Genomic DNA, 25,214 nt, shown 5'->3' on the forward strand with positions numbered 1-25,214 from the left:
CCCGGGCAGGGTGGGGTCATGCGCATCCTCGTCCTCGGCGGCACCGCGTGGCTCGGTCGGACCGTCGTCCGGCACGCCCTCGACCGCGGCCACGAGGTGACGTGCCTCGCCCGCGGCACCGACGTCCCCGCGGGCGCCCGGTCCGTCGTGGCCGATCGCGACCGCGACGACGCCCTCGCCGAGGTGCTCGACGGCTCCCGCTGGGACGCGGTCGTCGACGTCTCACGGACGCCCGACCACGTCCGACGTGCCGTCACCGCACTCGAACCCGTCGCCGACCGGTACGTCTTCGTGTCGACCGTGAGCGTCTACGCGTCCCAGGACGAGCGCGGTGCCGACGAGCGCGCTCCCGTGCTCGAGCCGTCCGACGACCCCGCCGAGTACGGCGGCGCCAAGGTGGCGTGCGAACGTGCCGTCCTCGACGCCTTCGGGGTCGAGCGCGCGTCGATCGCACGCGCCGGACTCGTCGGCGGACCGGGCGACCACACCGGACGCTCCGGGTACTGGCCGTGGCGGTTCGCGCGCGCCGCCGAGACCGGTCGACCCGTGGTGGTGCCCGCGCGCACGGACCGCCCGACCTCGGTGATCGACGTCCGCGACCTCGCGGCCTGGCTCGTCGGCGCGGCCGAGGGCGGACGAGCGGGCGTCCACGACGTCACCGGCGAGGTCCGCACGTTGGACCGGCACCTCGAGGCAGCACGGACGGTGGCTGCCGCGGACGTCCCGGTCGTGCCGCTGGCGGACGCGGTGCTCCTCGAGCGCGGCGTGGCCCCGTGGGCGGGGGAGCGGTCGCTGCCGCTGTGGATCCCCGACGACGACCACCAGGGCATGAACGACCGACCGGCGGTCCAGGCGCGATCGGCCGGGCTGACGCGGCGGCCGCTCGCCGAGACCCTCGCGGACGCGCTCGCGTGGGAACGGCAGCAGCCCGTCCACCCGCACGGCGCGGGGCTCTCCGACGACGACGAGGACGCGGTCCGCGCGGCCGGGGGCGTCAGTCCTCCGTGTCGTCGACGAGCAGGTCCTCGTGCCGGTAGTCGTTCGACCGCAGCCCCGCACGAGCGATCATGTGCGACGACACCGGCACGAGCACCAGCTGGAACACGAGCACCGGGACGACCACCCACAGCGCCGTCCAGGTCCCCACCGCGACGACGACCGCCGCCAGCGCGAGGGCCAGACCGAGCACCTGCGGCTTCGCCATCGCGTGCAGCCGGACGAGCGGGTCCGGGAACCGGACGATGCCGATCGCGGCGGACAGGGACAGCGTCGAGGCGACGAGCAGCAGCGCGAGGGCGATCCACGCCCGCACGCCGGCGCCCGCGACGAACGACTCCAGGATGGCGATCACGGGCGTTCCTCCTCGACGGCGTGCTCCGGCGTGGTGACGTCGACGCCCTCGTCGGAGGGGTCGGACGACGGGGTGACGATCCGGGCGACCGCGATCGTGGCGAACACGCTCGTCGCGGCGATCACCACGAGGACGGGCACCGCGGTCAGGTCCTGCCGGATCGCCATCGCGGCCGCGATCACGACGAGCGCGGTGGTCAGGACGATGTCCGAGCCGATCATGCGGTCAAGGATCGTCGGCCCGCGGACGATCCGTCCGACGGCCAGCGCCAGGGTCGCCCCGAGCAGCGCGAGGACGAGCAGGACGCCCACGGCCATGACGACGACTGCGGCGCTCATCGGGTGACCTCCGGCAGGGGATCGGACAGTTCGGACACGTCGTGGCGGGAGCCGATCGCGCGGATCACGAGCTCCTCGATCCGGTGCGCCTCGGCCTTCGCCGCCTCGACCTGCTCGATCCGCTCGGTGTCCAGGACGTGCAGGAGCAGCCGGCGGCGCGGCAGGTCCACGTCGGCGACGTACGACCCCGGCACGAGCGAGATCGCCAGCGTCGCGAGCGTGAAGGTCATCTCGGAGGTGGTGTGCAGCTGGACGAGCACGATCGAGCTCCGGCGGACGCCTCGCGGTCGGACCGCGACCCAGGCGACGCGGAACGACGCGGTGACCACGAGTCCGGCCCACACGACCAGGAACAGCAGCACGCGCGGCACCGAGAAGCGCTTCGACAGGGGCACCGGCGGCAGGGGCAGCGCCTGTGTCACGAGCAGCGCCACGACCACGCCGCACAGCAGGGTGAGCACGGTCCACGAGCCCCAGAGCAGCGCCCAGAGCACGGTCAGTCCGGCGACGAGCGGCACCTCGTAGCGCCACGCGACGGCGATCCGTCGAGCGTTCGAGATCCGTCGGGTGTCGCTCACCGGGCACCTCCCAGCACGGCCTGGACGTAGCGGTCGGGGGACTCCAGGGACTCGGCGGCGCGGGTCGCGTAGCCGTACAGCGGCCCGGCGACGACGGTCAGGGCGACCGAGCCGAGCACCGCGACCGTCGTCACCGCGACGAGCATGCGGGGCAGGCGCGCCGGTTCCGGCGCCTCGCCTGCGGTGGCCGTCGACCCGGTCGCCGGACGGGAGGCGCTGCTCGCGTGCGGTGCGTCGGTGACGGTGGTCGAGCCTCCAGGGTGGTACGCCTCGCCCGTCTCCTCGGAGACGGTCAGCGGCGCCGGTTCCGGCGACCGCAGGTGCGCGTGCGGTTCCGCCGTGGTCACGTGGGGCGCGGCCGCCTCGGCGGCCGGCTTCGGCCGCCAGAAGGCGGCGTCCCAGACGCGCATGAGCGCGTACAGGGTCAGGAGGCTCGTGAGGACCCCGGCGGCGACCGTCACCCACGCCATCGGGGAACCGTCCTCCGCCGCCGCGCGGAACAGGCCGAGCTTGCCGATGAAGCCGGAGAACGGCGGGATGCCGCCCAGGTTGAACGCCGGCACGAGGTAGAGCGCCGCGAGCAGCGGTGCGGCCTTGAGCAGGCCGCCGAGCGAGCGGCTCGACGTCGTGCCGCCGATGCGCTCCATCACGCCGGACACCAGGAACAGCGTGGTCTGCACGACGATGTGGTGCACCGTGTAGAACACCGCGGCGGCCGTGCCCGCGACCGTGCCGAGCCCGATGCCCATCACCATGAACCCGATGTGGCTGATGAGGGTGAAGGACAGCAGGCGTTTCACGTCGGTCTGCGACACGGCCCCGAGCACGCCGACCACCATCGTCAGCACGGCGACGACGAGCAGGACGTCGTTGAGCTGCGGCCTGGGGAAGATGATCGTCTCGAGCCGGATGATCGCGTAGATGCCGACCTTGGTGAGCAGGCCCGCGAACACGGCCGTGACCGGGGCCGGTGCCGTGGGGTACGAGTCCGGCAGCCAGAACGCCAGCGGGAAGACGGCCGCCTTGATGCCGAAGCCGATGAGCAGCATCGTGTGGAGCAGCAGCTGCACGTGCTCGGGCAGCTCCGCGACGCGCTGCGAGATCTGGGCGATGTTGACGGTGCCCGTCGCGCCGTAGACCAGGCCGATCGCGGCGAGGAAGATCGCCGACGCGATGAGGCTCGTGACGATGTACGTCGTGCCGGCCCGGACGCGCTGCTCGCTGCCGCCGAGGGTGATGAGCACGTAGCTCGCCACGAGCAGCATCTCGAACGCCACGTAGAGGTTGAACAGGTCGCCTGCGAGGAAGGCGTCGAGCACGCCCGCCGCGAGCACCAGGTACGTCGGGTAGAAGATCGTGACCGGGGCGTCCTCGTCGTCGGCGGCGAGCCCCTGCCCGATCGAGAAGAGCAGCACGAGCAACAGGACGCTCGCGCTCACCGTGAGCAGGAGCGCGCTCAGCCGGTCGACCACGAGCGAGATGCCGTACGGGGCCTCCCACCCGCCGACCTGCACGACGATGGTGCCGTGCTGGTCGACGAGCACCATGAGCGTCGCGGCGAGGGCGACCGCGACCGCGAGCACCGCGACGGTGATCGCCCGCTGCAACTTCTGGTGCCGCAGCAGGCCGAGCGCGATCGCGGCACCGAGGAGCGGCACGAGGACGAGCAGCGGGACGAGCCAGGTCATCGGGAGGCCTCCTCGGTGGGCTGCGGTGCACCGTCGTGCGGGTCGTCGGCGTCCTCGGGGGACTTCGGGTCGAAGTCCGCCTCGGGGTCGTCGTCGTGGTCGGCGCTGCGGGACCGGCCGATCGCGGCGTCGGCTTCGTCGACCTCGACCTCGTCGGCGCGCGAGAGCTTCCAGGAGCGGTGGATGAGCGCGAGCAGGAACGCGCTCACGGCGAAGGTGATGACGATCGCGGTGAGGGCGAACGCCTGGGGGAGCGGGTCGGTGATGCCCTCGGCGGTCTTGCCGATCGGGGGCCGGCCGGCCGCACCGGACATGATCAGGAGCAGCAGGTTGATCGAGTTGCCGAGCAGCAGGAAGCCGAGCAACATGCGCGTGAGGGACCGTTCGAGCAGCAGGTAGACCCCGCACGAGAACAGCACCGCCATCGCGATGACGAGCACCAGGGTGATGGTCACACTGCGCTCCCTTCCGGGGTCGAGGCGGCGGCGGTGTCGTCGACGTCGCCCTCGGTGGTGTCGTGCACGGTGGCGCGGGAGTCCTCGAGGCGCTGGCGATCGACCTCGGCGCCGAGGCTGCGCAGGACGTCGAGCACGAGGCCGACGACCACGAGGTAGACGCCGATGTCGAAGAACGTCGCGGTGACGAACTCGACGTGGCCGAGCACGGGGACGGTGGCCTCGAAGAACTCGGAGTACAGGGCGTCCTTGCCGAAGAAGAGCGGCACGATCGCGGTGGTCGCGGCGGTGGCGACCCCGAGCCCGAGCAGTCGACCGGCACGCACCGGGGCGGCGGCGCCGAGCTCGGCCGGTCCGCCCGCGAGGTACCGCCCGGCGAGGGCGATGCCCGCGACGAGCCCGCCCGCGAACCCGCCGCCGGCGGCGTTGTGCCCGGCGAACAGCAGGTAGACCGACAGCACGACGAGTCCGTGGAACAGCAGCCGCACGACGACGTCGAGCAGGGCCGAACGGCCGGTGGGGATCGCGGCGCTCGTCGGCAGCCACGCGCGGGGCCCGCCGTCGCGGTGCCGGTCGTCGGGGGAGTCGGGCATGTCCCGGAGGCGGGGCAGCGTGTCCTCGCGGGAGTTCACGAAGATCAGGCTGGCGACCCCGGTGGCCGCGGCGACGACCACCGTCAGCTCGCCGAGGGTGTCCCAGCCGCGCAGGTCGACGAGGGCGACGTTCACGACGTTCAGGCCGTGCCCGAACGAGCTCGTGAGCGCGGGCAGGTCGGGCCAGAGCGGCTCGGCGGTGCGGGCCGATGCGGCCACGACCACGACGATCGCGAGCGTGACGCCGGCGAGCGCGGCGAACAGCGCCCGGACGACCCGGAAGCGCGACGGGTTGGCGGTCGCGATGCGCGGGGGCAGGCGCCGGAGCACGAGCACGAAGGCGATGAGCGTGACCGTCTCGACGACGAGCTGCGTGAGCGCGAGGTCGACCGCGCCGTGCAGCACGAACAGCACCGACATGCCGTAGCCGGTGACGCCGACGAGGACGGCCGCGGCGAACCGGGTCTTCGCGGTGAGGACGGCGACCGCGGCGACGGCCATCACCGCGACGACCGGCACCTGGCCCCACGAGTCGGCGAACCGGACGTGGAACGCCCACGGGCCGCCGAGCACGAGGTTGGCCAGGGCCCCGGCGACGAAGACCGACAGGATCACGGTCAGGTAGTACGGCAGCGAACCGCGCTGGACGCTCGCGGTCAGCCCGGTCGCGAAGCGGTCGAGCCCGCGCATCACGTGCCGGTAGGTGCCGGACGCGCTGGGGGACCCGGCGAGCCGGTGCTGCAACGCCTCGACCGGGCGGCGGAGCAGGAACAGCGCGACACCGCCGACGAGCGTGACGGCGGATATGCCGAGCGCCGGCTCGAGGCCGTGCCACAGCGCCAGGTGCGGGACCTCGCCGTCGGCCAGCGCGGCGGCCCGGGCGGCGGGCTCGATGCCGTGCGCCACGACCGGGGTGAGCAGCCCGAGCGCGAGACCGGTGCCGGCGAGGAGGGACGGCACGACGCCGAGGCCGTGCACCCCGTGCGCCTCGGTGTCCGGCACGCCGGGCTTGCGGGCGAAGGTGCCCCAGAGGAACCGGAGCGAGTACGCCACGGTCAGGACCGACCCGAGCGTGATGCCGACGAGGGCGAACCACGCCCACCCGGCCTGCGGTCCGTGCAGTTCCTCGACGAAGCCGGTGAGCACGGCCTCCTTCGCCACGAAGCCGATCGTCGGCGGGATGCCGGCCATCGAGGCCAGCGCGAGCACGCTGACGACCACGAGCCAGGGCATCCGGCGGCCGAGCCCGCTGAGCCGGGTGAGGTCCCGGGTCCCGGTGACGTGGTCGACGGCCCCGACGACCAGGAAGAGCGTCGACTTGAACGTGGCGTGCGCGACGAGCAGCGCCACGCCGCCGAGCGCCACCGCGGGGGCACCCCACCCGGCGGCGACCACGAGGAAGCCGAGCTGGGCGACGGTGCCGTAGGCGAGCAGGAGCTTGACGTCGGTCTGCCGCAGTGCGCGGTACCCGCCGACGAGCATGCCGAGGACCCCGAGCAGGGTGATCGTCTCCCGCCACCCGGTGAGCAGGGCGAAGGCGGGTGCCAGACGGGCGACGAGGTAGATGCCGGCCTTCACCATCGCGGCGGCGTGCAGGTAGGCGCTGACCGGGGTGGGCGCCGCCATCGCCGCGGGGAGCCAGAAGTGGAACGGCACGATCGCCGACTTCGTGAGCGCGCCGAGCAGCACGAGCACGACCGCGACGGGCACGAGCGGCCCGGGACGGTCGACGAGCTCCGGCGCCCGGGCGATGATGCCGGACAGGCTCGTGGTGCCGGCGGTGACCGACAGGGCGACGAGCCCGGCGAGCATCGCCAGCCCGCCCGCGGTCGTCACGACGAGCGCCTGCATGGCCGCGGCCCGGCTGGCACGCTTCGCGGCGTCGTGCCCGATGAGCAGGTAGGAGAAGACCGTCGTCGCCTCCCACAGCACGAACAGCACGATGACGTCGTCGGCCACGACCAGGCCGTACATCGACCCGGCGAACGCGGTCAGGACCCCGGCGAACCGACCGGTGCCGGGCTCGTCGCGGCCGAAGTACGACGCGCAGTAGACGAGCACGAGGGCACCGACGACGGACACCACGAGGGCGAGCACCCACGACAGGGCGTCCATCCGCAGGGCGATCGCGAGGTCGAGCTGCGGGATCCACTCCCAGCTGCTGGTGACACCGGCACCGAGGGCGCGGGGCGTCTGCACGACCGTCAGGACCGCCGCGGCGGCGGGGGCGAGGGCGGCGACGTAGAAGACGCGTCGACCGAGCAGGGGGGTCAGGGCGGGGACGATCAGGGCGACGATCGCGAACGCGACGAGGACGGAGACCATCGGGCACCTCCTCGGGGTCGGGCTGCAGTCCGGCTCACTGGGCCCTCACAGCCTACGAGCAGGCGGTTGGCAACTCCCTGTACGGCCGGACAGCCGCCGGCTCCGCGGAGCCGACTCCTCCACCACTCTGCCCCGCGCGGCGGCCACGCGTCCGGACCGTGTCCGTGCACGTAGCCTGGGCGGGCCGACACCGGTTCGGCCACCCGTTCGGAGGAGGACCCGTGCAGCTCACCGACCTCGTGCCCGACCCCACCGCGCTCGAGCGGATCGCGACGGGCAGCACCTGGGCCGAGGGGCCGTGCTGGATCCCGGAGACCAGGACCCTGCGGTGGTCCGACATCCCCGGCGACCGGATCCTGCAGTGGCACGCGGACACCGGGGAGACGAGCGAGTACGCCACCGGGGTCGAGTTCACGAACGGGCGGGTCCTCGACCGGGACGGCTCGGTCGTGCAGTGCTCCCACGGGCGCCGGCGGGTCGAGCGGGACCGGGACGGGGTCGTGACACCGATCGTCGACGCCTGGGCCGGTGTCCGGTTCAACTCCCCGAACGACGTCGTGGTCGCCCGGGACGGCAGCGTGTGGTTCACCGACCCGGCGTACGGCATCACGCACCCGCGCGAGGGGCACCCCGGCGAGCGGGAGTACGGCGACCACTGGGTGTTCCGGTGCGGCCCCGCCGGCGAGGACCTCCGCCCGGTGGTGCTCGACTGCGAGGAGCCGAACGGTCTCGCGTTCTCCCCCGACGAGCGCGTGCTCTACGTCGCGAGTTCCTCCGGGGACCGGCCGGTGATCCGCGCGTACGACCGGGACGGCGTGCGCGTGAAGAACGGCCGCGAGTTCGTCCGGCTCGACCCGGGCGAGGGCGTCCCCGACGGCATCCGGGTGGACGAGCACGGCAACGTCTGGTCCTCGACGCACCGCGGGGTGTCCGTGTTCGCGCCGGACGGCACCCGGATCGGCGACGTCCCCGTGCCCGAGGTCGTCGCGAACCTGTGCTTCGGTGGCGCCGACGGCCGCACGCTCTTCGTCACCGCGACCACCTCGGTCCACCGCATCCGCACGACCACGCGGGACGCGACCGCTCGCTGACGTAGGCTGACCCGGCCATGCAGTGCGACTACTTCGACCGCGGGGTGTGTCGGTCCTGCACCCTGATGGGACAGCCCTACGCCGACCAGGTGCTCGACAAGGAGCTCCGCACCCGCGAGCTCCTGCACGACGCCGTCGAGCACGCCGGCGGGCCCGGAGCGGTCACCTGGCTCCCGGCGATCACCAGCCCGGAGTCCGGCTACCGGAACAAGGCGAAGATGGTCGTCGGCGGTTCGGTGCAGCACCCGACCGTGGGCATCCTCGACCACCGGCAGCGTGGCGTCGACCTGCGGCACTGCGGCATCTGCACGCCCGGCATCCAGCGCGCCCTGCCGGTCCTCGCCGCGTTCGTCGCGGACGTCGGGCTGATCCCGTACGACGTCGCCGCGCGTCGGGGCGAGCTGAAGTTCGTCCTCGTCACGGAGTCGCCGGACGGCGAGCTGATGGTCCGGTTCGTCCTCCGCTCCGAGGGGCAGCTGCCGCGGCTCCGCGACCACCTCGACCGGCTGCGCACGGTGCTCCCGCAGGCCGTCGTCGTCACCGCGAACCTGCTGCCGGAGCACAAGGCCGTCACCGAGGGGGACCGCGAGGTCGTCCTCACCGCGCAGGAGACGCTGCCGATGCGATTCGGCGACGTCACGATGCACCTCCGCCCGCAGTCCTTCTTCCAGACGAACGCGTCCGTCGCCGCACAGCTCTACGACCAGGCGTCGACCTGGATCGACGAGGTCGCACCGGCCAGCATGTGGGACCTGTACTGCGGCGTCGGCGGGTTCGCCCTGCACGCCGCCCGGCCCGGACGGTCGGTGACCGGCATCGAGACCAGCCGCGAGGCGATCCGGTCGGCCGCGCAGTCCGCACGCGAGGCCGGCCTCGCCGACGTCCGGTTCGCCGCCGACGACGCCACCGAGCACGCCCTGCGCGCCCGCCCGGGCACGGTCCCCGAGCTCGTGGTCGTGAACCCGCCCCGGCGGGGGATCGGCGAGACGCTGGCGACCTGGCTCGAGGAGTCCGACGTGCAGCACGTCGTGTACTCGAGCTGCAACCCGGTGACCCTGGCGAAGGACCTCGCCCGCATGCCGTCGCTGCGGCTGCGCCGCGCACGCGTGCTCGACATGTTCCCGCAGACCGGGCACCTCGAGGCGGTCACCCTGCTGTCCAGGGACTGACCAGGAGGTGACCAGGAGACGGACGGGAGGCACGGTGCCAGCCCGCCACGGGCCTCCAGGCCGACGCATTGCCAGGGAACTGCCAAGGTCGTGTACCCGGGTACAGCCCGATCGCCGCGGATGCGGCGATCGGTGTGTACAGGAACACGGGAGGGGTACGCAATGGTCGAGGGGTCGACTCTTGGTCTCGGTTTGATAACGGCGGCGAGTTTCCTATGGTTGCCGACCGAGGCGCCCCCGGCACGAGACCACTGCCCCCGGAGGCGCACCCCCACAACGTGACCGCGATCGGTCGGGACGGGCAGTGGCGACCGGAGCGGCGCGTGCGCAGCACCCGTGTCCGTGGTCCCGGTGGAGCGATCAACCATGAAGAAGCTTTCTCGTACCCGCACCATCGTCGGCGGCCTGGCCTTCGCCGGCATCGCCGCGACCGGTGTCGGCCTGGCGGCAGCACCCGCGAACGCCGCGTCCGGATCGACCTGGGACGCCCTCGCGCAGTGCGAGTCCGGCGGCAACTGGGCCATCAACACCGGCAACGGATACTACGGCGGCCTGCAGTTCAACCTCCGCACCTGGCAGGCGAACGGCGGCGCCGGCAACCCGGCCTCGGCCAGCCGCGAGGCCCAGATCGCCGTCGCCGAGCGCGTCCTCGCCTCGCAGGGCTGGGGCGCATGGCCCGCCTGCTCCGCGAAGCTCGGCCTGAGCGGGACCGCCGGTGCGGCCCCGCAGGCAGCGGCCCCGGCCGCCCCGCAGCAGGCGGCGCCGAAGCAGGTCGCCCCGAAGGCGACCCCGCAGCGCACCGCCCCGAGCACGCCCGTGCAGGCCGCCCCGAAGGCGACCGCGCCGAGCAAGCCCGCCGCGGTCCCGACCAGCGGGAAGACGTACGTGATCCAGTCGGGTGACACGCTCGACAGCATCGCGACGAAGCTCGGCATCGACGGCGGCTACCAGAAGCTGTGGGCCGCGAACACGCCGACCATCGACGACGCGAACCTGATCTACGCCGGCCAGGAGCTCCAGCTCCCCGCCTGATCGACCTCCCGATCCGACACGAGACCCCCGCGACCACGCGTCGCGGGGGTCTCGTGCTGTGCGGGCGGGGTCCCGTCCCGCGAGGTCAGCGGACGCCCGCGCTCCACGTGTCGAGGTCGTCGGCGCGCAGGGCAGTGGACAGTGCCTGGCGGTCGGCCTCGGTCACGGTGACGTACGCCTGGCCGTCCGGGCTCGTGCCGCTGCCCGACGTCGGCATCGTGACCGTGTGCAGGTCGTCGCTGCCGATCCCGCGGAGCGACCACCCGAGGTCGGCGAGGGTCCGCGCGTCCAGGCCCTCGTCGACGGACAGGTGCGCGCTCGTCGCCGCCACGAAGTCCCCGAGCCGGGCGGGGTTCGTGAGCGTGCCCGCCGACAGCGCCTGCTGGAACACGCCGCGCAGGAACGCCTGCTGGTTCCGGACACGGGTGCGGTCGGCATCCGGGAACGCGTACCGCTCGCGGACGAAGGCGAGCGCCTGCTCGCCGTCCAGGCGGTTCGGTCCGGCGACGAAGTCGTGGCCGCGCGACCGGAAGGCGCTGGGCGACTCGACGGTCACCCCGCCGAGGGCGTCGGTCACGTCCTCGAACCCGGCGAAGTCGATCTCGGCCACGTGGTCGATCCGGACGTCCAGGAACTGCTCGACGGTCTGCACCGTCAACGGCACCCCGCCCCACGAGTACGCGGCGTTGACCTTCGCGCGCCCGTGCCCGGGGACGTCGACCCAGGTGTCCCGGAGCACCGAGACGACCGTGACGTCGTGCCGGTCGGCCGGCACGTGCGCGAGCATGAGGGCGTCCGAGCGGCCGCCGCCCGTGCCGTCCCAGGCCGCGCCCCGGGCCGACGCCCGGGAGTCCGACCCGATGAGCAGGACGTTCACCGCGGTGCCGGACGGCGCGGGGCGCTCGCCGGTGGGGAGCGCGTCGGCGATCACGGTGCGGCCGTCGTCGTAGCTGCGGACGAGGTCGCCCACGAAGACGGCCCCGGCCGCGGCGAGCACCGCGGCGACGCCGACGAGCGACGCGACGGCGACGGCCAGGGTGCGGAGGAGCGGACGTCGTCGTCGCTGCCGGGGCGCCCTGCTGGTGCGGGCGGCTGCGGCTGCGGCGGCCTCGGCTGCGCGGGCGGCTCGGCGTTCGGACACGGGACTCCTCGGGTCGGGCCGGCAGGGTCGCCGACTCCGAGGAGATTACAGCATCTGATATGTGAATGTCACGTACTGCGGAGGACCTGGAGCAGCCGCCGGCGCAGGTCCGGGTCGTCCGGCAGGACCTCGCGCTCGATGTGCCGCGCGGTGTCCCAGGCCCGCTTGCCGGCCTCGGTGACCGCGACGACCCGCCGTCGGCCGTCCTCGGGGTGCGGCGTGCGCTCGACCAGGCCGTCCCGCTCGGCGCGCTCGAGCGTGCGGGACATGGTCTGCGGCTGCACGCGGGCGGTCCGGGCGAGGGTGTCGGCGCCGGTGGGCCCTGTGCGCAGCAGGATGTCGATCGCGACGAGTGCGGCGTGCGTCAGGCCGACGGCGCGCAGGCGTTCGTCCCAGTCGCGCTCGACGGCCCGTGCGGCGGCGGAGAGGAGCCGTCCGAGCGGCCACTCCTCGGCGGACTCGTGCATGCTCGGAGTCTACGGCCGCGCCCGGCGCCGCAAAGTAGTCAGCATGCTGACGATCGGTGTACGCTCGCCGTCGTGTCCCGCTTCCTCCGCATCGTGCTGCCCGCCGTCGTCATCGTGGTCTGGCTCGTCGTCGCCTCCGTCGGTGGCCCGGTCTTCGGCACGATCTCCGACGTCGCCACGAACGACCAGACGTCCTTCCTGCCCGCCTCGGCCGACGCGACGAAGGTGCAGGAGCGCTCGGCGGCGTTCCGGCAGGCCTCGGGCGCCCCGGCGATCATCGTGCTCGACCGGGACGGCGGACTCCGCGACGGCGACCGGACCGCGGCCGAGCAGCTCGCGGCCACGCTCGGCGACCGGAGCGACGTGCAGGGGGTCAGCCCGGTCATCCCGAGCGAGGACGGCGACGCGGTCGAGATCGTCGCGACGCTCACCCAGGACGCCGAGACGGGCGACGCGGTGGCAGCGATCCGCGCGGACGTCGACGATGCCCTGCCGTCGGGGCTCCGTGGGTACGTCACGGGCCCGGCGGGCTTCACGGCCGACCTGACCGAGGCGTTCGCGGGCATCGACGGCATCCTGCTCGGGGTGGCGCTCGCCGCGGTCTTCGTGATCCTCGTCGTCGTGTACCGCTCACCACTCCTGCCGGTGCTCGTGCTCGGCACCGCGACGTTCGCCCTCTGTGCCTCGATCCTCGTCGTGTACTGGCTCGCGGAGGCCGGCGTCGTCACGGTGAACGGGCAGGTGCAGGGCATCCTGTCGATCCTGGTGATCGGTGCCGCGACCGACTACGCGCTCCTCTACACCGCGCGCTACCGCGAGGCGCTCCGGGACCACCGGACCGGCTGGGACGCGACCAAGGCGGCCCTGCGCGGTGCGTTCGAGCCGATCGTCGCTTCGGGCGGCACCGTCATCGTCGGCGTGCTGTGCCTGCTGTTCTCCGACCTCAACTCGAACAAGGCGCTCGGACCGGTCGCGGCGATCGGCATCGCGTTCAGCCTGCTCGCCGCGCTGACCCTGCTGCCGGCACTCCTGCTGGCGTTCCGCCGTGCCGCGTTCTGGCCGCTGCGACCGGCGTACGGCAGCGCGCACCGGGTGCTCACCGGCCCGGACGCGAAGGGCCTCTGGGCGGGGGTCGGGCGGCTCGTGGCGCGTCGGACCCGCACGGTGTGGGTGGTCTGCACGGTCGCCCTGCTCGCGATGGGCGCGGGCGTCGTCGGGCTCCGGGCGGACGGTGTCCCGCAGAGCGACCTGGTGATCGGGGCCTCGCAGGCGCGGGACGGTCAGGACGTCCTGGCGGACCACTTCCCGGGCGGCTCGGGCAGCCCCGCGCAGGTGATCGGCCCGGAGCGCGACCTCGACCGGCTCGTCACGGCGATCCGCTCCGTGGACGGGGTCGACGGTGTCGTGGCCGCGGCGAAGGACAGTCCGTCCGGGACCACCCCCGTGGGCAGCGACGCCGCCGGTGCCCGCGGGCCGTCGGTCGACCCGACGGTGTCGCGGGGTGACGTCCTCCTCGAGGCCACGCTCGCCGCGCCCGCGGACTCCGAGCGGGCGGAGCATACCGTGCGGGACCTGCGGACCGCGGTCGAACGGGTGTCGCCGGACGCCCTCGTCGGCGGCGTCACCGCGACCGCCCTCGACACGAACGACACCGGCATCCGCGACCGCACGGTGATCATCCCGGTGGTGCTCGTGGTGATCCTGCTCATCCTGATGCTGCTGCTGCGGAGCATCGTGGCGCCGCTCGTGCTCATCGGCAGCGTGATCGTGTCCTTCGCGGCCGCGCTCGGCGTCGGCGCGCTCGTCTTCGACCACGTCCTGCACCTGCCGGGCGCCGACCCCTCGGTCCCGCTGTTCTCGTTCGTGTTCCTCGTGGCGCTCGGCGTCGACTACAACATCTTCCTCATGACCCGCGTGCGCGAGGAAGCGCTCCGGCACGGCCCGCGCGAGGGCGTGCTCCGCGGCCTCGGGGCGACGGGCGGGGTGATCACGTCGGCCGGCATCGTCCTCGCGGCGACCTTCGCGGCCCTCGGCGTCATCCCGATCCTGTTCCTCGTGCAGATCGCGTTCATCGTGGCCTTCGGCGTCCTGCTCGACACGGTCGTGGTCCGGTCCCTGCTCGTCCCCGCCGTCGTCCACGACCTCGACCGCCGCGCCTGGTGGCCGTCGCGCCTGTCGCGTCCGGCCCATGACATGTGACACGCTGGTCCCATGCCCGTACCCTCCACGCAGCCGGCCGCCGAGCGGAAGCTCCTCCGCGACACCGTGCAGGACAAGATCCGTGACGCGATCATGGACGGCACGCTCGAGCCGGGCGAGCGGCTCAACGACGACGACCTGATCGCCTGGCTCGGGGTCTCCCGCACGCCGATCCGCGAAGCCCTCGCCGAGCTCGCCCGCGCCGGCCTGATCGAGATGGCGCCGAACCGCTACACCCGCGTCGCGTCGCCGACCAAGGAGGAGCTGCTCGACGCCTACCGCACGCTCGGTGTGATCTACGGCGGCGTCGTCCGGCTCGCGGTGCCGCGCTGCACCGACGACCAGCGCGACCGGATCGTCGCGATGCTCGACGACGTGACGGCACGGGTCGAGGGCGACCAGGCGGACCAGGTCGCACGCGAGGGCGCCGACGTCTACGCGCTGTGGGCGGACGCCTGCGGGAACCCGACGCTCGCGCAGCTCTGCCGGGCGACGACGGACGGGCTCGCGTTCCGGCTGCGGGTCCCCGAGCTCGCGGAACTCGTGCCCGCCGAGGTGGTCCTGCCGGAGCTCGCGAAGCTCCGCGCGGCCGTGCTCGCGGTCGACCCGATCGCGGCGGAGCTCGCGATGGAGGCGATCCACCTGCTGCCGGCGCGCGACTGACGCGCGGGTCGCGACGCGACCACACCGACGGACGGGAGGCCCGTGGCGGCGCCGCCACGGGCCTCCCGTCCGTCGGTGGTCCCGTCGCGCCGGCCAGGCGATCCCCAGCGGTTTCCCTGTCCGTTCTGCGACGGGCCGTTATGGTTTCCGGGTGAGCATCGAACCGGAGCAGACGACGCGCCGTGCCCGCCGCGGCCACGTGCCGCCGCGCCACGGGCGCCAGAAGCGAGGGGGCGGGGTCGTCCTGCCCGCGGTCGCCGGGGTCCTCGCGATGGGGTTGGCGCTGACGGGCGGGTACGCGGCGTTCGCGTACGCCAGCCTGTCGAACGGCATCACCAAGATCGACGCGATCGCCCCGCGGGCCTCCGGTGACGACGAGGACGACGTCGACGGGCGGGCGCAGAACATCCTGCTCGTGGGCGACGACCACCGGCCGGACAACGCGACGCCCGAGGAGATGGCGGAGCTCAGCACCGAGTCCGACGGCGGGGCGACGAACACCGACACGATGATCGTGCTGCACATCAGCGCCGACGGCTCGCAGGCCACGATGATCTCGTTCCCCCGCGACTCGTACGTCCCGATCCCGGGCGTCGGCAAGGGCAAGCTCAACAGCGCCTTCTACTACGGCACGCTCAACGGCGGCGGCGACACCGGTGGCGCGAAGCTCCTCATCCAGACCATCCAGGACCTCAGCGGTCTGACCATCGACCACTACGTGCGGGTCTCGCTGCTCGGCTTCTACCAGGTCGTCAAGGAGCTCGGTCCCGTCGACGTGTGCCTGAACGACGCCGTGCGCGACCCGTACTCCGGCGTCGACCTACCGAAGGGCAACTCGACGCTCGACGCGAAGCAGGCGCTGTCCTTCGTACGCCAGCGGCACGGGCTGCCGAACGGCGACCTGGACCGCAGCGTCCGTCAGCAGTACTTCCTGTCGCAGGAGGCCCGCAAGGTCCTGTCCGCCGGCACCCTGCTCAACCCCGTCAAGATGAACGCGATCCTCAGCGCCGTCGGCGGCTCGGTGCAGACCGACACCGACCTCGTGTCGCTCGCGACGCAGATGCGCAACCTGCGGCCCGGGAACATCAAGTCGGCGACCATCCCGATCCTCGGCACCCCGACGATCAAGGTCGGCGGGTCGTCGCTGTCGATCGTCCAGGTCGACACGGTCGGTCTGCCCGCCTTCGTGCAGGGCCTGGTGGGCGAGCCCGAGGAGTACACGAAGGCGACCGCCGCCGAGCCCGCCGCGACGACCGTCACGGTGCGCAACGGCAGCGGCGTCACGGGTGCGGCTGCGGCGGCCGGGGCGAACCTGACCGCCCGCGGGTTCCAGGTCGGGACCCCCGGCTCGTCGGACACCACGCAGACGACCCAGGTGCAGTACCCCGCGGGTCAGGAGGCCCAGGCGAAGGCCGTGGCCGCGGTCGTCCCCGGCGCCGTCGCCGTCCGCACCGCCGCGGTGACCGGCGTCACGCTCGTGCTCGGCACCGACGGCAAGACGGCCGCCGCGCCCGACGCCCCCGCGTCCGACACCCCGGCGACCGGGGAGTCGGCGCCCGCCGCGGCTCCCGCGCAGCCGGAGACGCCCGCGGGTCCGGACGCCGCACCGAGTGCTGCCGCGCAGAGCTACGGCAAGGACGGCGTCTGCATCAACTGACAGCCCGCCGACAGGGTCCCGGGGAAGTCCCGGGACCCCGTGGGCCCACCGCGCGTCGGTTCGTCACCGACGCGCGACGGAATGTGGAATGTCACGGTGTCCGCCGAACTCCACGCGCTCCGCGACGAAGAGCGTGCCCTGATGACCGCCGTCGCGAACGGTGACCGCCAGGCCTTCACCCGCCTGCACGCCCGGTTCCGCCCGCTCGTCGAGCGCTGGGTCCGTCACCACCTCGTCGACCCGTGGCAGTCGGAGGAGGTCGTGCAGGACGTCTTCCTCGAGGTCTGGCAGCTCGCCGACCGCTACGACCCGCGGTGGTCGGTGGTGGCCTGGCTCCGGACGATCGCGCAGCGCCGGGCGATCGACCGGGTGCGCACGAGCCAGGCGGACCGGCAGCGCGACCTGCGCATCGGCGCCCGGACGGTCGAGCTCGTCGACCACGCCTCGGTCGAGCGTGCCGAGGGCGTGCTCGACCGGATCGCCCTGCATCGCGCGGTCCGGACGCTCCCGCCCCGACAGCGCGAGGCGGTCGTGCTGCGCCACCTCTCCGAGCTCAGCGGCCCGGAGCTCGCCGAGCGGCTCGGCGTCCCGCTCGGGACCGCGAAGACCCGGGCGCGCGACGGTGTCCTGACCCTCCGCCGTTGCCTGACGCCCTGACAGACGTCCATCGGTAGGTTCGACCGGTGAGCCACGCCGCGCGTCCGATCACCCTGATGACCTACAACGTGAAGAACCCGGACCCCCGGCACGACTGGCCGGCCCGGCTGCCGCTGGTCCTCGACGTGATCCGCCGCAACGACCCCGACGTGCTGTGCGTGCAGGAGGCCTTCGCCCACCAGATGGACGACCTCCGCGCCGGGCTGCCCGACCACGACGACGTCGGGCAGGGCCGCGAGGGCGGCACCGCGGGGGAGCACGCCGCGGTGTTCTACCGGCGGGACCGACTGCGCCCGGTCGACACGGGGTCGTTCTGGCTGTCGGACACCCCCGACGAGCCGGTCTCGAACACGTGGGGCAGCCTGTACCCGCGGATCGCGAACCACGCCCGGTTCCTCGACGCCGAGGGGGAGGCCTTCACGCTCCTGACCTCGCACTTCGACCACGAGGCGAACGACCACGGCGACGACGTCCGGCGCCGGAGCGCTGCCCTCGTCGTCGAGCGGCTCAGCGTGCTCGACGGGCCCCACGTGTTCGCCGGGGACTGCAACGAGCCGGCCGGCGCGGGTCCGGCGTGGCACGTGTTCACCGACGCGGGCTACCAGGACGCCTGGCTCGCCGCGGGTGACCCCGGGGACCGCACCGCGACGTTCAACGACTGGCGCGCGCCGGTCGACTCCGGGGAGCCGATCGACTGGGTCATGACGCGTGGGGTGGCCGGCGTGGACCGCGTGCGCATCGACCACGACGGGCCGGAGACGTGGGCGGCGAGCGACCACTTCCCGGTGGTCGCGACCATCCGGGTCTGAGGGGTCACGGCCCGCCGCGGGGGCTCGCGGTCAGCGGGGGACACGGCGCGGACGCCGGCGTCAGCAGGAGCGCTGCGCGTGCACCGGCATCGGTGACCCGAGCACGCTGACCACGGTGCCGTTCGTCAGCGCCGAGACGCCGTTCGTGCCGGACTCGTCGTCGCCGGTGTCGTGCCCGTCACCCGTGCCAGCGTCCTGACCCTGGCTCTCGTCCAGGCCCTGGCCCTGGCCCGCCTGGCCCTGTCCCTCGGCCGCGCGGTCGTCGGCGGCCGGTGCCCATCCGGCCTCGAGCAGCAGCTGCCAGGCCCGGGCGTCACCGTCCCCGAAGGAGACCTTGTCGGAGCGGGGCGCGTCCTGCAGCCGGTCCCCGACGTCGTCGCCGACCTGGACGCCGTCCGGCCCGGTGAGCTCGACCTCGGCGCCCGTGCGCGAGCGGACGCTGTCGCGGAGCACCCGGATCTCGACCGCGTTGCCGAGCGTGCTGGGCGTGGTGAGGGCTGCGACGCGCACGGCCCCGCCCCACGTGTAGGTGGTGCCGGACGGGAAGCACGCGCCGCCGTCGCCGACCGCGGTCTGGGTGCGGGACGGGGTGCCGAGCAGACGGTTGAGCAGGTCGACGGTCGACGCGGCGTCGCGCATGGAGACGTCGGCGACGGTCTTGTCGTCGTCGCGGAACACGAGCGACTCGGCACCGAGCTCGATCGTGTCGATCCGCTTCAGCTTGCCGGCCGAGACGGACACGGACGGGGTCGAGGTCGTGGTGGTACCGGCCGGTTCCTCGCCGGCACGGGCGGACGGCACGCCGCCGATGCCGGTGGCGTCCACGCCGACCGAGCCCGCCGTGAGGGCGAGCAGGGCAGCGCCGAGCGCCAGCTTGGTCCGGAGGGTCACCACTCGACCGTACGGGGCGCCGACCGGCAGGACGACAGGTGTTACCGGATCGCGTCCTGGTCGTCACGCGTTCGTGATCTTCGAGGACACGTCACCCGAGGGCGCCACGGCCGGGCACCGGGACGCCCCACGACCCGTCCCCCCCGGGCGCCCCACGGCCCGTGCCCGACCGCGGGGGACACCCGCCTGGGCGGGCCGGGGTCCGCCCGTGCGTAGCGTGCGGGACATGACGGAGCAGCAGAACGACGCGGCAGCGGTGGACCAGTACACGATGCAGGACCCGACGGCGATGTACGCCGACAAGAAGCCCGACGAGCAGTACCTCGAGGGTGCCGGGACCGACGAGGAGATGGCGAAGAACGTCCCCGCGGACCACGGCGAGGACACCTACCGCGGCTCCGGTCGCCTGCAGGGCCGCAAGGCGCTCGTGACCGGCGGCGACTCGGGCATCGGCGCGGCCGTCGCGATCGCCTACGCACGCGAGGGCGCCGACGTCGCGATCGTGTACCTGCCCGAGGAGCAGGAGGACGCCGACCGCATCGTCGGGCTCATCGAGGCTGCGGGTCGCAAGGCCGTCGCGCTCCCGGGGGACATCACCGACCTCGCCTTCTGCGAGGAGCTCGTGCAGAAGACCGTCGACGAGCTCGGCGGGCTCGACATCCTCGTGAACAACGCCGGCAAGCAGCAGAACGTCGACGACATCACGAAGATCTCCGACGAGGAGTTCGACGAGACCTTCAAGACGAACGCCTACGCCACGTTCCGCATCACGAAGGCCGCGGTCCCGCACCTGAAGCCGGGCTCGACGATCATCAACACCACGTCGATCCAGGCGTACGCGCCGTCGCCGCACCTCGTGCACTACGCCGCGACGAAGGCGACCGTGAACAACATGGCCAAGGGCCTCGCCGCCCAGCTCGCGCCGAAGGGCATCCGCGTCAACGCGGTCGCCCCGGGCCCGATCTGGACGCCGCTGCAGCCCGCCGGTGGCCAGCCGCCGGAGGCGCTGCCCTCCGCCGGCGAGCAGACCTACCTCGGTCGCTGGGGACAGCCGGCCGAGCTCGCCCCCGCGTTCGTGTTCCTCGCGAGCGGCGAGTCGTCCTACGTGGTCGGCGAGACGCTCCACGTCGACGGCGGCATGCCGACGCCGTAGTCGTCACCACCCGCGCGACGCGCGTGGGGACGGACGGGAGGCGCGGTGCCGGCTGGCACCGCGCCTCCCGTCCGTCCGTGGGTCGCGTCCGCCGGCCGCGACCCGTCAGGAGTCCGCGGCCACCTGTGCGGCCATGCGTTCGAGCAGTTCGCGTGCCGACATGGCCGCGGTGAGCTCCACCTCGACCGGGTTGATGCCGACGGCCCGCTCGAAGGCGCGTCGCCGGGCCTGCTCGGCGACCGGGACCTCGGGACGCTGGGGCAACGCCGCGATCGCACGCGCCGCCGCGGCGAACGCACCGGTCGGTGCACCGAGCTGCTGCCACATGGTCCGGACGTCGTGGGCGACCTGCTCGTCGTCGCCGCCGAACTCGAAGCCGGCCGAGGCCATGGTGGCGAGCCCCTGGGCGATCGGGTCCTCGGGAGTCATGTCCCGATGGTCGCACGGCGCGGTGCACGGACGTCGGGAGGACTCCCGTTGTCCCCCGACATGCCGACACTCGTGCGGGGGGCTGCTGACCCCTCGCCGAACCGGTTGGATGGACGTGGTGGACAGGACGTCCACGGCGACGGAGGGCACGATGCTCGAACACACCAGCGCGGACACGCAGGCGGCAGCCGCCGCGGCCGCCACCCTGCACCTGCGGATCACGATCGTCGGGGCGACGGTCGACCTGTTGCGCGACGTGCCCTTCCACGAGGCGCACCCCGGACTGGTCGCCGAGCGCATGGACATCCCGCTCGAGGAGCTCCGTCGGCACTTCCCGTCGTGGGACGGCCTCGTGCTCGCGGCCCTCGACCGGTGGAACGGCGCCCGGATGGACGAGGTCACGCACGAGGTCGGCGACGGGTCGACCGTCGACCTGCTCCGGGCGATCGTGGCCTCGAGCGCCGAGGACCCCGCCCTCATGCGGCTGCTCGTCGCCCTGCTGTCCGTCGCGGGCAACCCCGCGCACCCGATGGCGACGTACCTGCGCTCGCGCTACCAGCTGTTCTACGCGCAGATCAAGCGTGGGCTGGAGCACGACGTCGCGGTCGGTCGAGCCCCGCACACGATGGACCCGCGGCGGGGTGCGGAGCAGCTCATCGCCCTGTACGAGGGGCTCCAGCTGCAGGCGCTGCTGCGTGCCGACCTCGACCTCGTCGCCGCGTTCGACCGGGCCGTGGCGCGGCTCGAGCGCGGGTGGATGGAGCGGTACGAGCCCGCTGCTGCCGCCCGGTTCTCGGCATGGCGCGAGGGCGGCAGCTGGGAGATCTGAGCCGGGGAGCGCGCTGCCCGCGACCGGCCCAGCGATGGGCCGTCGGCGCTCCCGTGGACGGCTGAGCCGCTGAGCGCGCTGAGCCGCTGAGCGCGCTGCCCGCGACGGCGCGCAGGGGTGCGCGCGTACTCAGTGGGTCTCCGAGCGAAGGAGCCGACATGGCAGCACCGAACCCGATCCAGGTCCAGAAGTACCTCAGCGGCATCGACTACCCGGCGTCGAAGGACGACATCGTGTCGAAGGCCGAGCAGGAGGGTGCCGACGGCGACGTCCTGGACGCCCTGAAGAACATCCCGGACGGCGACTACGACGCCCCCACGGCGGTCTCGAAGGCCGTCTCCGACGCGGGCTGACGCACGCGTGGCGGCGGGCCCGGGGCTCGCCGCCGCCCCCGCCCGTGCGGACGCCGTCCGATCTCACGCGCTGGGCGACGGCTCACGGCTCGACACGGGCGTGAGGTGTCGCCCAGCGCGTGACGTCGTCGAGGGGTCGGCAGGCACCGCCCCGCCCACCGCCGTCAGCGCGACCGCGGACCCCGGGGGACGGTCCCGTTGCCGGGGTCGTACCCGGTGTCGCGCAGGACCGGGATCGCCCTCGTGTCGTTGTGGACCGAGTGCACCGTCACGCGGCGGGCACGGCGCAGGGCGCGCCTGGCACCGGGCGTCGCGAGCAGGCCGCCGAGCACGAGCCCCGCGCCGATGCCGAGCGCGACCGACACCGCGGCGACGAAGTCGATCGCCGACCCGGACGAACCGGACATGAAGTCGAGCAGCGCGCTCGACACCGCGACACCGGGCAGCAGTGCTCCGCAGAACGCCGGGACCGCGATCGCCGCCACCGCCGTCCGCATCCGTGCGGCCGCGATCGTGGACAGGACGCCGAGCACCACCGATGCGAGGAACGTCGCCCCGAGCAGCGGCAGGCCCAGGTGTCGCATGCTCCACAGCGCCGTGCCGGACACCACCGAGAACACCACCGCGACCGGGATCACGCGCGCGCTGGCCTGCTGCACGAAGCAGTTCGCCGCCGCGGACACCACCGTCAGCGACAGGGATGCCCAGAGCGGCAGCGGGCGCAGGGCGATCCCGGACGGGTCGACCTCGATCCGGAGCCACTGCAGCACCGCGATGCCCGCCGGGACCCCGACGACGATCGCGGCGATGACCAGGCCGATGTAGAACGCCCGGGCGACGGCCATCGCCCGGAACCCCGAGATCGCGTCCTGCGCCCACGTCACGAGCGACACGTGCGGCAGCAGCAGGACGACCAGGGCCGCGACCATGGTGGCCGCTCCCGTCGCGGTGAGCACGTCGGCCCAGATCGCCAGGGTGCCGAGCGCCGAGGCCACGGCGGCCTGCGCACCGGACACGAAGAACTGCGGGAAGCCCCGACCGGTCAGCCACCGGCCGGACAGGATGATCCCGAGCATGAGGACGAACGCGCCGATGCCGGCCCGCCACCCACCGCCGGCCTGCATCGCGATCGACGTGCCGAGGACGGACAGGCCGACGTCCGCGAGCCAGGTCGGCCACCGCGGCGGCAGGCGGAGCACGGCGACGAGGGCGCTCACGGCCGAGGTCATGTCCCGTTCGCCGTGCACGAGGTCGTCGACGATCTGGTTCGCGCGGGCCAGCCGGTCGAGGTCGGAGCCGTCGGACTGCACCGACCGGACCTTGACGAGCGGCGGGCCCTCGGACGGGGCGTACTGTATGGTCACGGAGCTGCCCGAGAAGTCGAGGTCGAGCGGCGCGAGGTTCCACTTGGTGGACACCGCGACGACGGCGGTCTCGACGCTGCGGGTGTCGGCCCCCGAGGCGAGCATGACCTCGGCGAGGTCGAGGCAGAAGTCGACGATCTGCACCGGCGAGTACTGCTCGCGAGGCCGGGTGTCGGGCGTGACGTCCTCGTACAGGGTGCCGCGCAGCCGGGCCCGGGCGTCGCGGATGTCGTGCTGCGCGAGGGCGCGGACGCGGGGTCGTGGCGGGCGGCTCGGCCGCGGGACACCGGGGAGGAACTGCTCGGCCATCCCGCCATGGTGCCAGTCGTGGTCCGCCGAGTCCGGGTGCGGGCTGAGCGCCGCCGGTGGCGGCGCGGGGCGTCTGCTCGACGCGGGCTGACGTGCCCGGGCGGGTCGCGTCCTGGTGGTGCCCGGAGACGGACTGGAGGCGCGGTGCCAGCCGGCACCGTGCCTCCAGCCCGTCACGGGGTGACGTCCGTCACCCCGGGTGGGGACTACTGCTCGAAGGTCGCCTTGAGCGTGATGTCGACGCCGGTGAGCGCCTTGCTGACCGGGCAGGTCGCCTTGGCCTCGTCGGCCGCCTTGAGGAAGGTGGCCTCGTCGATGCCGGAGACCTCGCCGCTGACGGTGAGGGTGATGCCGGTGAGCTTGAAGCCGCCGTTGCTGTCCGGGCCGAGCGAGACGTCGGCCTTGACGTCGAGGGCCTCGACGGTGCCGCCGGCCTCGCCGAGGACGGCCGAGAACTGCATCGCGTAGCAGGCGGAGTGGGCTGCGGCGATGAGCTCCTCGGGGCTGGTGGTGCCGCCGGCCTCGTCGGCGGCGCGCTTCGGGAAGGAGACGTCGTAGGTGCCGACCTTGGAGCTGGACAGCTCGACCTGGCCGGAGCCGTCCTCCAGGCCGCCGTTCCATGCGGTGCGTGCGGTGCGCGTGGGCATGCCGTTCCTCTCGTTGCGGGGGTGGCGTCGGTCCCGGCGCCGAGTCAGAGTCAATCGGAGAACGAGCGTTCTCGCAACCGGCTCTCGGGGAAGACGCAGGCTGCCCGCGACGGGTGCGCAGACCGGCCAGGAGGGTCGTGTCGATGGAGCAGGAATCGTCGGGTCGGGCCCGCGCACCCGACGGTTGCTGCTCCATCCGCGGTGGGTAGGCGGCGGGCGGGTGGCGGGCCCGCGGCCAGCGGCTGTCGCGCGGGTCAGACCGCGGGGCCGGCCGTGCGGAGGGCGTCCGCCTGCTCGGGGGACGACCGGGCGGCGTACCCGATCCGGCTCTCGCGCACGTGCCAGGCCATCCGCTCGGCGGCCTCGTCCACCGCACCCGCGTCGATCGAGGCGAGGATGCGCCGGTGGTCGGGCCACAGCCGCTTGCCGCGCGAGAAGGTGTCGAGCGCGTACAGCCACTCGATCTTCCGGGACAGCTGGCGGAGCAGGGTCGCGAGCGTCGCGCTGCCCGACAGCTCGGCGACGAGCAGGTGGAAGCGTTCGTTGAGGTCGACGAGCAGGTCGAGCTCGTCGTGTGCCACGGCGGCGTCGCCCGCGTCGAGCACCTCGCCGAGCTCCCGCCGGACCCGCCACCAGTCCTCCGGCGGGGTCGCCGTGTCGAACAGGGTCCGGGCGCGAGTGGCGGCCCGGCGCGCGGTCGCGGTCTCGAGGGCCTCGCGGACGGCGAACAGGTCGTCGGCCTCGTCGAACGGGATGTCGGCGATCCGGGACCCGGCGTTCGGGCGGGAGACGACGAAGCCCTCGCCCTCGAGGCCGCGCAGGGCCTCGCGCACGGGCACCCGGGAGACGCCGTACCGCTCCGCGAGGAACGCCTCGGTCACCCGGGTCCCTGGCTGCAGCGCACCGGACACGATGTCGTGGCGGATGGCGTCGATGACGCTCGTCCCGTTCAGCACGGGGCCGATCGTCCCACACCCCGCCCGCGGGCGGCAGGGGGCGGGACGTCGCCGGCGGCAGGGTTCCGGG

Annotated in this window: 24 protein-coding genes and 1 pseudogene; 12 read left to right on the forward strand and 13 right to left on the reverse strand. The window is 73.5% G+C overall.

Translation table 11 applies throughout. The annotated features are described in order from the left end of the window. Window positions 1-18: 18 nt before the first annotated feature. Window positions 19-588: pseudogene (locus QOL16_RS01825) on the forward strand (NAD-dependent epimerase/dehydratase family protein); the annotation flags it as partial. A gap of 406 nt (window positions 589-994) precedes the next feature. Here QOL16_RS01825 and mnhG read toward each other — a convergent pair. From mnhG to QOL16_RS01855, 6 genes are read right to left on the reverse strand one after another with little or no spacing between them, the layout of a single operon-like run. Further along, the gene (gene mnhG, locus QOL16_RS01830) at window positions 995-1,351 is read right to left on the reverse strand and encodes a monovalent cation/H(+) antiporter subunit G (RefSeq protein WP_083395087.1); all 357 of its coding nucleotides are present in this window, start codon (window positions 1,349-1,351) and stop codon (window positions 995-997) included. Further along, window positions 1,348-1,689 (reverse strand): hypothetical protein, encoded by a 342-nt coding sequence (locus tag QOL16_RS01835; protein ID WP_071246506.1) that lies wholly within the window; start codon window positions 1,687-1,689, stop codon window positions 1,348-1,350. The genes mnhG and QOL16_RS01835 overlap by 4 nt, the downstream gene beginning before the upstream one ends. Then, window positions 1,686-2,267, reverse strand: a complete 582-nt coding sequence (locus QOL16_RS01840; protein WP_071284971.1) for a Na+/H+ antiporter subunit E — start codon at window positions 2,265-2,267, stop codon at window positions 1,686-1,688. Before QOL16_RS01840 ends, QOL16_RS01835 begins: the two co-directional genes overlap by 4 nt. Beyond that, a complete protein-coding gene (locus tag QOL16_RS01845) occupies window positions 2,264-3,955 on the reverse strand; it encodes a Na+/H+ antiporter subunit D (RefSeq protein ID WP_071284970.1) in 1,692 nt (563 codons plus the stop codon). The genes QOL16_RS01840 and QOL16_RS01845 overlap by 4 nt, the downstream gene beginning before the upstream one ends. Then, complete coding sequence (locus tag QOL16_RS01850; protein ID WP_083393914.1) at window positions 3,952-4,410, reverse strand: Na(+)/H(+) antiporter subunit C; 459 nt, start codon at window positions 4,408-4,410, stop codon at window positions 3,952-3,954. Before QOL16_RS01850 ends, QOL16_RS01845 begins: the two co-directional genes overlap by 4 nt. Beyond that, complete coding sequence (locus QOL16_RS01855; RefSeq protein ID WP_071284969.1) at window positions 4,407-7,328, reverse strand: Na+/H+ antiporter subunit A; 2,922 nt, start codon at window positions 7,326-7,328, stop codon at window positions 4,407-4,409. The genes QOL16_RS01850 and QOL16_RS01855 overlap by 4 nt, the downstream gene beginning before the upstream one ends. Window positions 7,329-7,549: 221 nt before the next feature. Between QOL16_RS01855 and QOL16_RS01860 the strand changes: the two genes are divergently transcribed. From QOL16_RS01860 to QOL16_RS01870, 3 genes are all read left to right on the forward strand, one after another. Further along, window positions 7,550-8,419 carry an SMP-30/gluconolactonase/LRE family protein gene (locus QOL16_RS01860; protein WP_071284968.1) on the forward strand — a complete coding sequence of 290 codons (870 nt, stop codon included), beginning with the start codon at window positions 7,550-7,552 and terminating at the stop codon, window positions 8,417-8,419. 17 nt (window positions 8,420-8,436) lie between these two features. Further along, complete coding sequence (gene rlmC / locus QOL16_RS01865; protein WP_071284967.1) at window positions 8,437-9,588, forward strand: 23S rRNA (uracil(747)-C(5))-methyltransferase RlmC; 1,152 nt, start codon at window positions 8,437-8,439, stop codon at window positions 9,586-9,588. A 366-nt stretch (window positions 9,589-9,954) separates the two neighbouring features. Further along, on the forward strand, window positions 9,955-10,620 hold the full coding sequence (locus QOL16_RS01870) for a transglycosylase family protein (RefSeq protein ID WP_071284966.1): 666 nt from the start codon (window positions 9,955-9,957) through the stop codon (window positions 10,618-10,620). Window positions 10,621-10,705: 85 nt separating this feature from the next. Here QOL16_RS01870 and QOL16_RS01875 read toward each other — a convergent pair whose 3' ends face one another. Both QOL16_RS01875 and QOL16_RS01880 read right to left on the reverse strand, forming a co-directional pair. Further along, window positions 10,706-11,761 carry an LCP family protein gene (locus tag QOL16_RS01875; RefSeq protein ID WP_071284965.1) on the reverse strand — a complete coding sequence of 352 codons (1,056 nt, stop codon included), beginning with the start codon at window positions 11,759-11,761 and terminating at the stop codon, window positions 10,706-10,708. Between the two features lie 68 nt (window positions 11,762-11,829). Then, window positions 11,830-12,228, reverse strand: a complete 399-nt coding sequence (locus QOL16_RS01880; RefSeq protein WP_071246493.1) for a MarR family winged helix-turn-helix transcriptional regulator — start codon at window positions 12,226-12,228, stop codon at window positions 11,830-11,832. A gap of 72 nt (window positions 12,229-12,300) precedes the next feature. Between QOL16_RS01880 and QOL16_RS01885 the strand changes: the two genes are divergently transcribed. From QOL16_RS01885 to QOL16_RS01905, 5 genes are all read left to right on the forward strand, one after another. Beyond that, window positions 12,301-14,427, forward strand: coding sequence for an efflux RND transporter permease subunit (locus QOL16_RS01885; protein WP_071284964.1), 2,127 nt, complete (start codon window positions 12,301-12,303; stop codon window positions 14,425-14,427). Between the two features lie 12 nt (window positions 14,428-14,439). After that, the gene (locus QOL16_RS01890; RefSeq protein ID WP_071284963.1) at window positions 14,440-15,090 is read left to right on the forward strand and encodes a GntR family transcriptional regulator; all 651 of its coding nucleotides are present in this window, start codon (window positions 14,440-14,442) and stop codon (window positions 15,088-15,090) included. A gap of 151 nt (window positions 15,091-15,241) precedes the next feature. Next, window positions 15,242-16,747 carry an LCP family protein gene (locus tag QOL16_RS01895; protein WP_065961460.1) on the forward strand — a complete coding sequence of 502 codons (1,506 nt, stop codon included), beginning with the start codon at window positions 15,242-15,244 and terminating at the stop codon, window positions 16,745-16,747. A gap of 96 nt (window positions 16,748-16,843) precedes the next feature. Next, entirely contained in the window at window positions 16,844-17,404 is a 561-nt protein-coding gene (locus QOL16_RS01900) for a sigma-70 family RNA polymerase sigma factor (protein WP_175473112.1), read from the forward strand. Between the two features lie 26 nt (window positions 17,405-17,430). Then, window positions 17,431-18,213, forward strand: coding sequence for an endonuclease/exonuclease/phosphatase family protein (locus tag QOL16_RS01905; RefSeq protein ID WP_071284962.1), 783 nt, complete (start codon window positions 17,431-17,433; stop codon window positions 18,211-18,213). A 60-nt stretch (window positions 18,214-18,273) separates the two neighbouring features. On the opposite strand, the gene QOL16_RS01910 is transcribed toward QOL16_RS01905, so the two are convergent. Continuing rightward, window positions 18,274-19,104 (reverse strand): hypothetical protein, encoded by an 831-nt coding sequence (locus QOL16_RS01910; RefSeq protein WP_139266461.1) that lies wholly within the window; start codon window positions 19,102-19,104, stop codon window positions 18,274-18,276. Window positions 19,105-19,330: 226 nt separating this feature from the next. On the opposite strand from QOL16_RS01910, the gene QOL16_RS01915 reads away from it, so the two are divergent. After that, window positions 19,331-20,257 carry an SDR family oxidoreductase gene (locus QOL16_RS01915; protein ID WP_065961500.1) on the forward strand — a complete coding sequence of 309 codons (927 nt, stop codon included), beginning with the start codon at window positions 19,331-19,333 and terminating at the stop codon, window positions 20,255-20,257. A 105-nt stretch (window positions 20,258-20,362) separates the two neighbouring features. On the opposite strand, the gene QOL16_RS01920 is transcribed toward QOL16_RS01915, so the two are convergent. Next, a complete protein-coding gene (locus QOL16_RS01920; RefSeq protein ID WP_065961453.1) occupies window positions 20,363-20,686 on the reverse strand; it encodes a hypothetical protein in 324 nt (107 codons plus the stop codon). A gap of 151 nt (window positions 20,687-20,837) precedes the next feature. On the opposite strand from QOL16_RS01920, the gene QOL16_RS01925 reads away from it, so the two are divergent. Continuing rightward, on the forward strand, window positions 20,838-21,515 hold the full coding sequence (locus tag QOL16_RS01925) for a TetR/AcrR family transcriptional regulator (protein ID WP_139197405.1): 678 nt from the start codon (window positions 20,838-20,840) through the stop codon (window positions 21,513-21,515). A gap of 158 nt (window positions 21,516-21,673) precedes the next feature. Beyond that, window positions 21,674-21,868 (forward strand): DUF2795 domain-containing protein, encoded by a 195-nt coding sequence (locus QOL16_RS01930; RefSeq protein ID WP_071246479.1) that lies wholly within the window; start codon window positions 21,674-21,676, stop codon window positions 21,866-21,868. Window positions 21,869-22,032: 164 nt separating this feature from the next. Here QOL16_RS01930 and QOL16_RS01935 read toward each other — a convergent pair whose 3' ends face one another. The 3 genes from QOL16_RS01935 to QOL16_RS01945 form a co-directional block, all read right to left on the reverse strand. Further along, window positions 22,033-23,541: a threonine/serine exporter ThrE family protein gene (locus tag QOL16_RS01935; RefSeq protein WP_065961448.1), complete on the reverse strand. Its 1,509-nt coding sequence runs from the start codon at window positions 23,539-23,541 to the stop codon at window positions 22,033-22,035. 206 nt (window positions 23,542-23,747) lie between these two features. Next, the gene (locus QOL16_RS01940; protein WP_065961446.1) at window positions 23,748-24,188 is read right to left on the reverse strand and encodes an OsmC family peroxiredoxin; all 441 of its coding nucleotides are present in this window, start codon (window positions 24,186-24,188) and stop codon (window positions 23,748-23,750) included. A 254-nt stretch (window positions 24,189-24,442) separates the two neighbouring features. Then, on the reverse strand, window positions 24,443-25,144 hold the full coding sequence (locus QOL16_RS01945) for a GntR family transcriptional regulator (RefSeq protein WP_071283595.1): 702 nt from the start codon (window positions 25,142-25,144) through the stop codon (window positions 24,443-24,445). Window positions 25,145-25,214: the final 70 nt, after the last annotated feature.

This window comes from Curtobacterium sp. MCBA15_004, from assembly GCF_001865055.2.
Classification (GTDB): Bacteria; Actinomycetota; Actinomycetes; order Actinomycetales; family Microbacteriaceae; genus Curtobacterium.

Bases quoted from the DNA above. Each gene is read 5' to 3' on its own strand.
- QOL16_RS01890 (WP_071284963.1), top strand. From the start codon at position 14,440: ATGCCCGTACCCTCCACGCAGCCGGCCGCCGAGCGGAAGCTCCTCCGC.
- QOL16_RS01870 (WP_071284966.1), top strand. From the start codon at position 9,955: ATGAAGAAGCTTTCTCGTACCCGCACCATCGTCGGCGGCCTGGCCTTC.
- QOL16_RS01835 (WP_071246506.1), bottom strand. From the start codon at position 1,689: ATGAGCGCCGCAGTCGTCGTCATGGCCGTGGGCGTCCTGCTCGTCCTC.
- QOL16_RS01855 (WP_071284969.1), bottom strand. From the start codon at position 7,328: ATGGTCTCCGTCCTCGTCGCGTTCGCGATCGTCGCCCTGATCGTCCCC.
- QOL16_RS01880 (WP_071246493.1), bottom strand. From the start codon at position 12,228: ATGCACGAGTCCGCCGAGGAGTGGCCGCTCGGACGGCTCCTCTCCGCC.
- rlmC (WP_071284967.1), top strand. From the start codon at position 8,437: ATGCAGTGCGACTACTTCGACCGCGGGGTGTGTCGGTCCTGCACCCTG.
- QOL16_RS01925 (WP_139197405.1), top strand. From the start codon at position 20,838: ATGCTCGAACACACCAGCGCGGACACGCAGGCGGCAGCCGCCGCGGCC.
- QOL16_RS01935 (WP_065961448.1), bottom strand. From the start codon at position 23,541: ATGGCCGAGCAGTTCCTCCCCGGTGTCCCGCGGCCGAGCCGCCCGCCA.
- QOL16_RS01920 (WP_065961453.1), bottom strand. From the start codon at position 20,686: ATGACTCCCGAGGACCCGATCGCCCAGGGGCTCGCCACCATGGCCTCG.
- QOL16_RS01930 (WP_071246479.1), top strand. From the start codon at position 21,674: ATGGCAGCACCGAACCCGATCCAGGTCCAGAAGTACCTCAGCGGCATC.
- QOL16_RS01845 (WP_071284970.1), bottom strand. From the start codon at position 3,955: ATGACCTGGCTCGTCCCGCTGCTCGTCCTCGTGCCGCTCCTCGGTGCC.
- QOL16_RS01915 (WP_065961500.1), top strand. From the start codon at position 19,331: ATGACGGAGCAGCAGAACGACGCGGCAGCGGTGGACCAGTACACGATG.
- QOL16_RS01940 (WP_065961446.1), bottom strand. From the start codon at position 24,188: ATGCCCACGCGCACCGCACGCACCGCATGGAACGGCGGCCTGGAGGAC.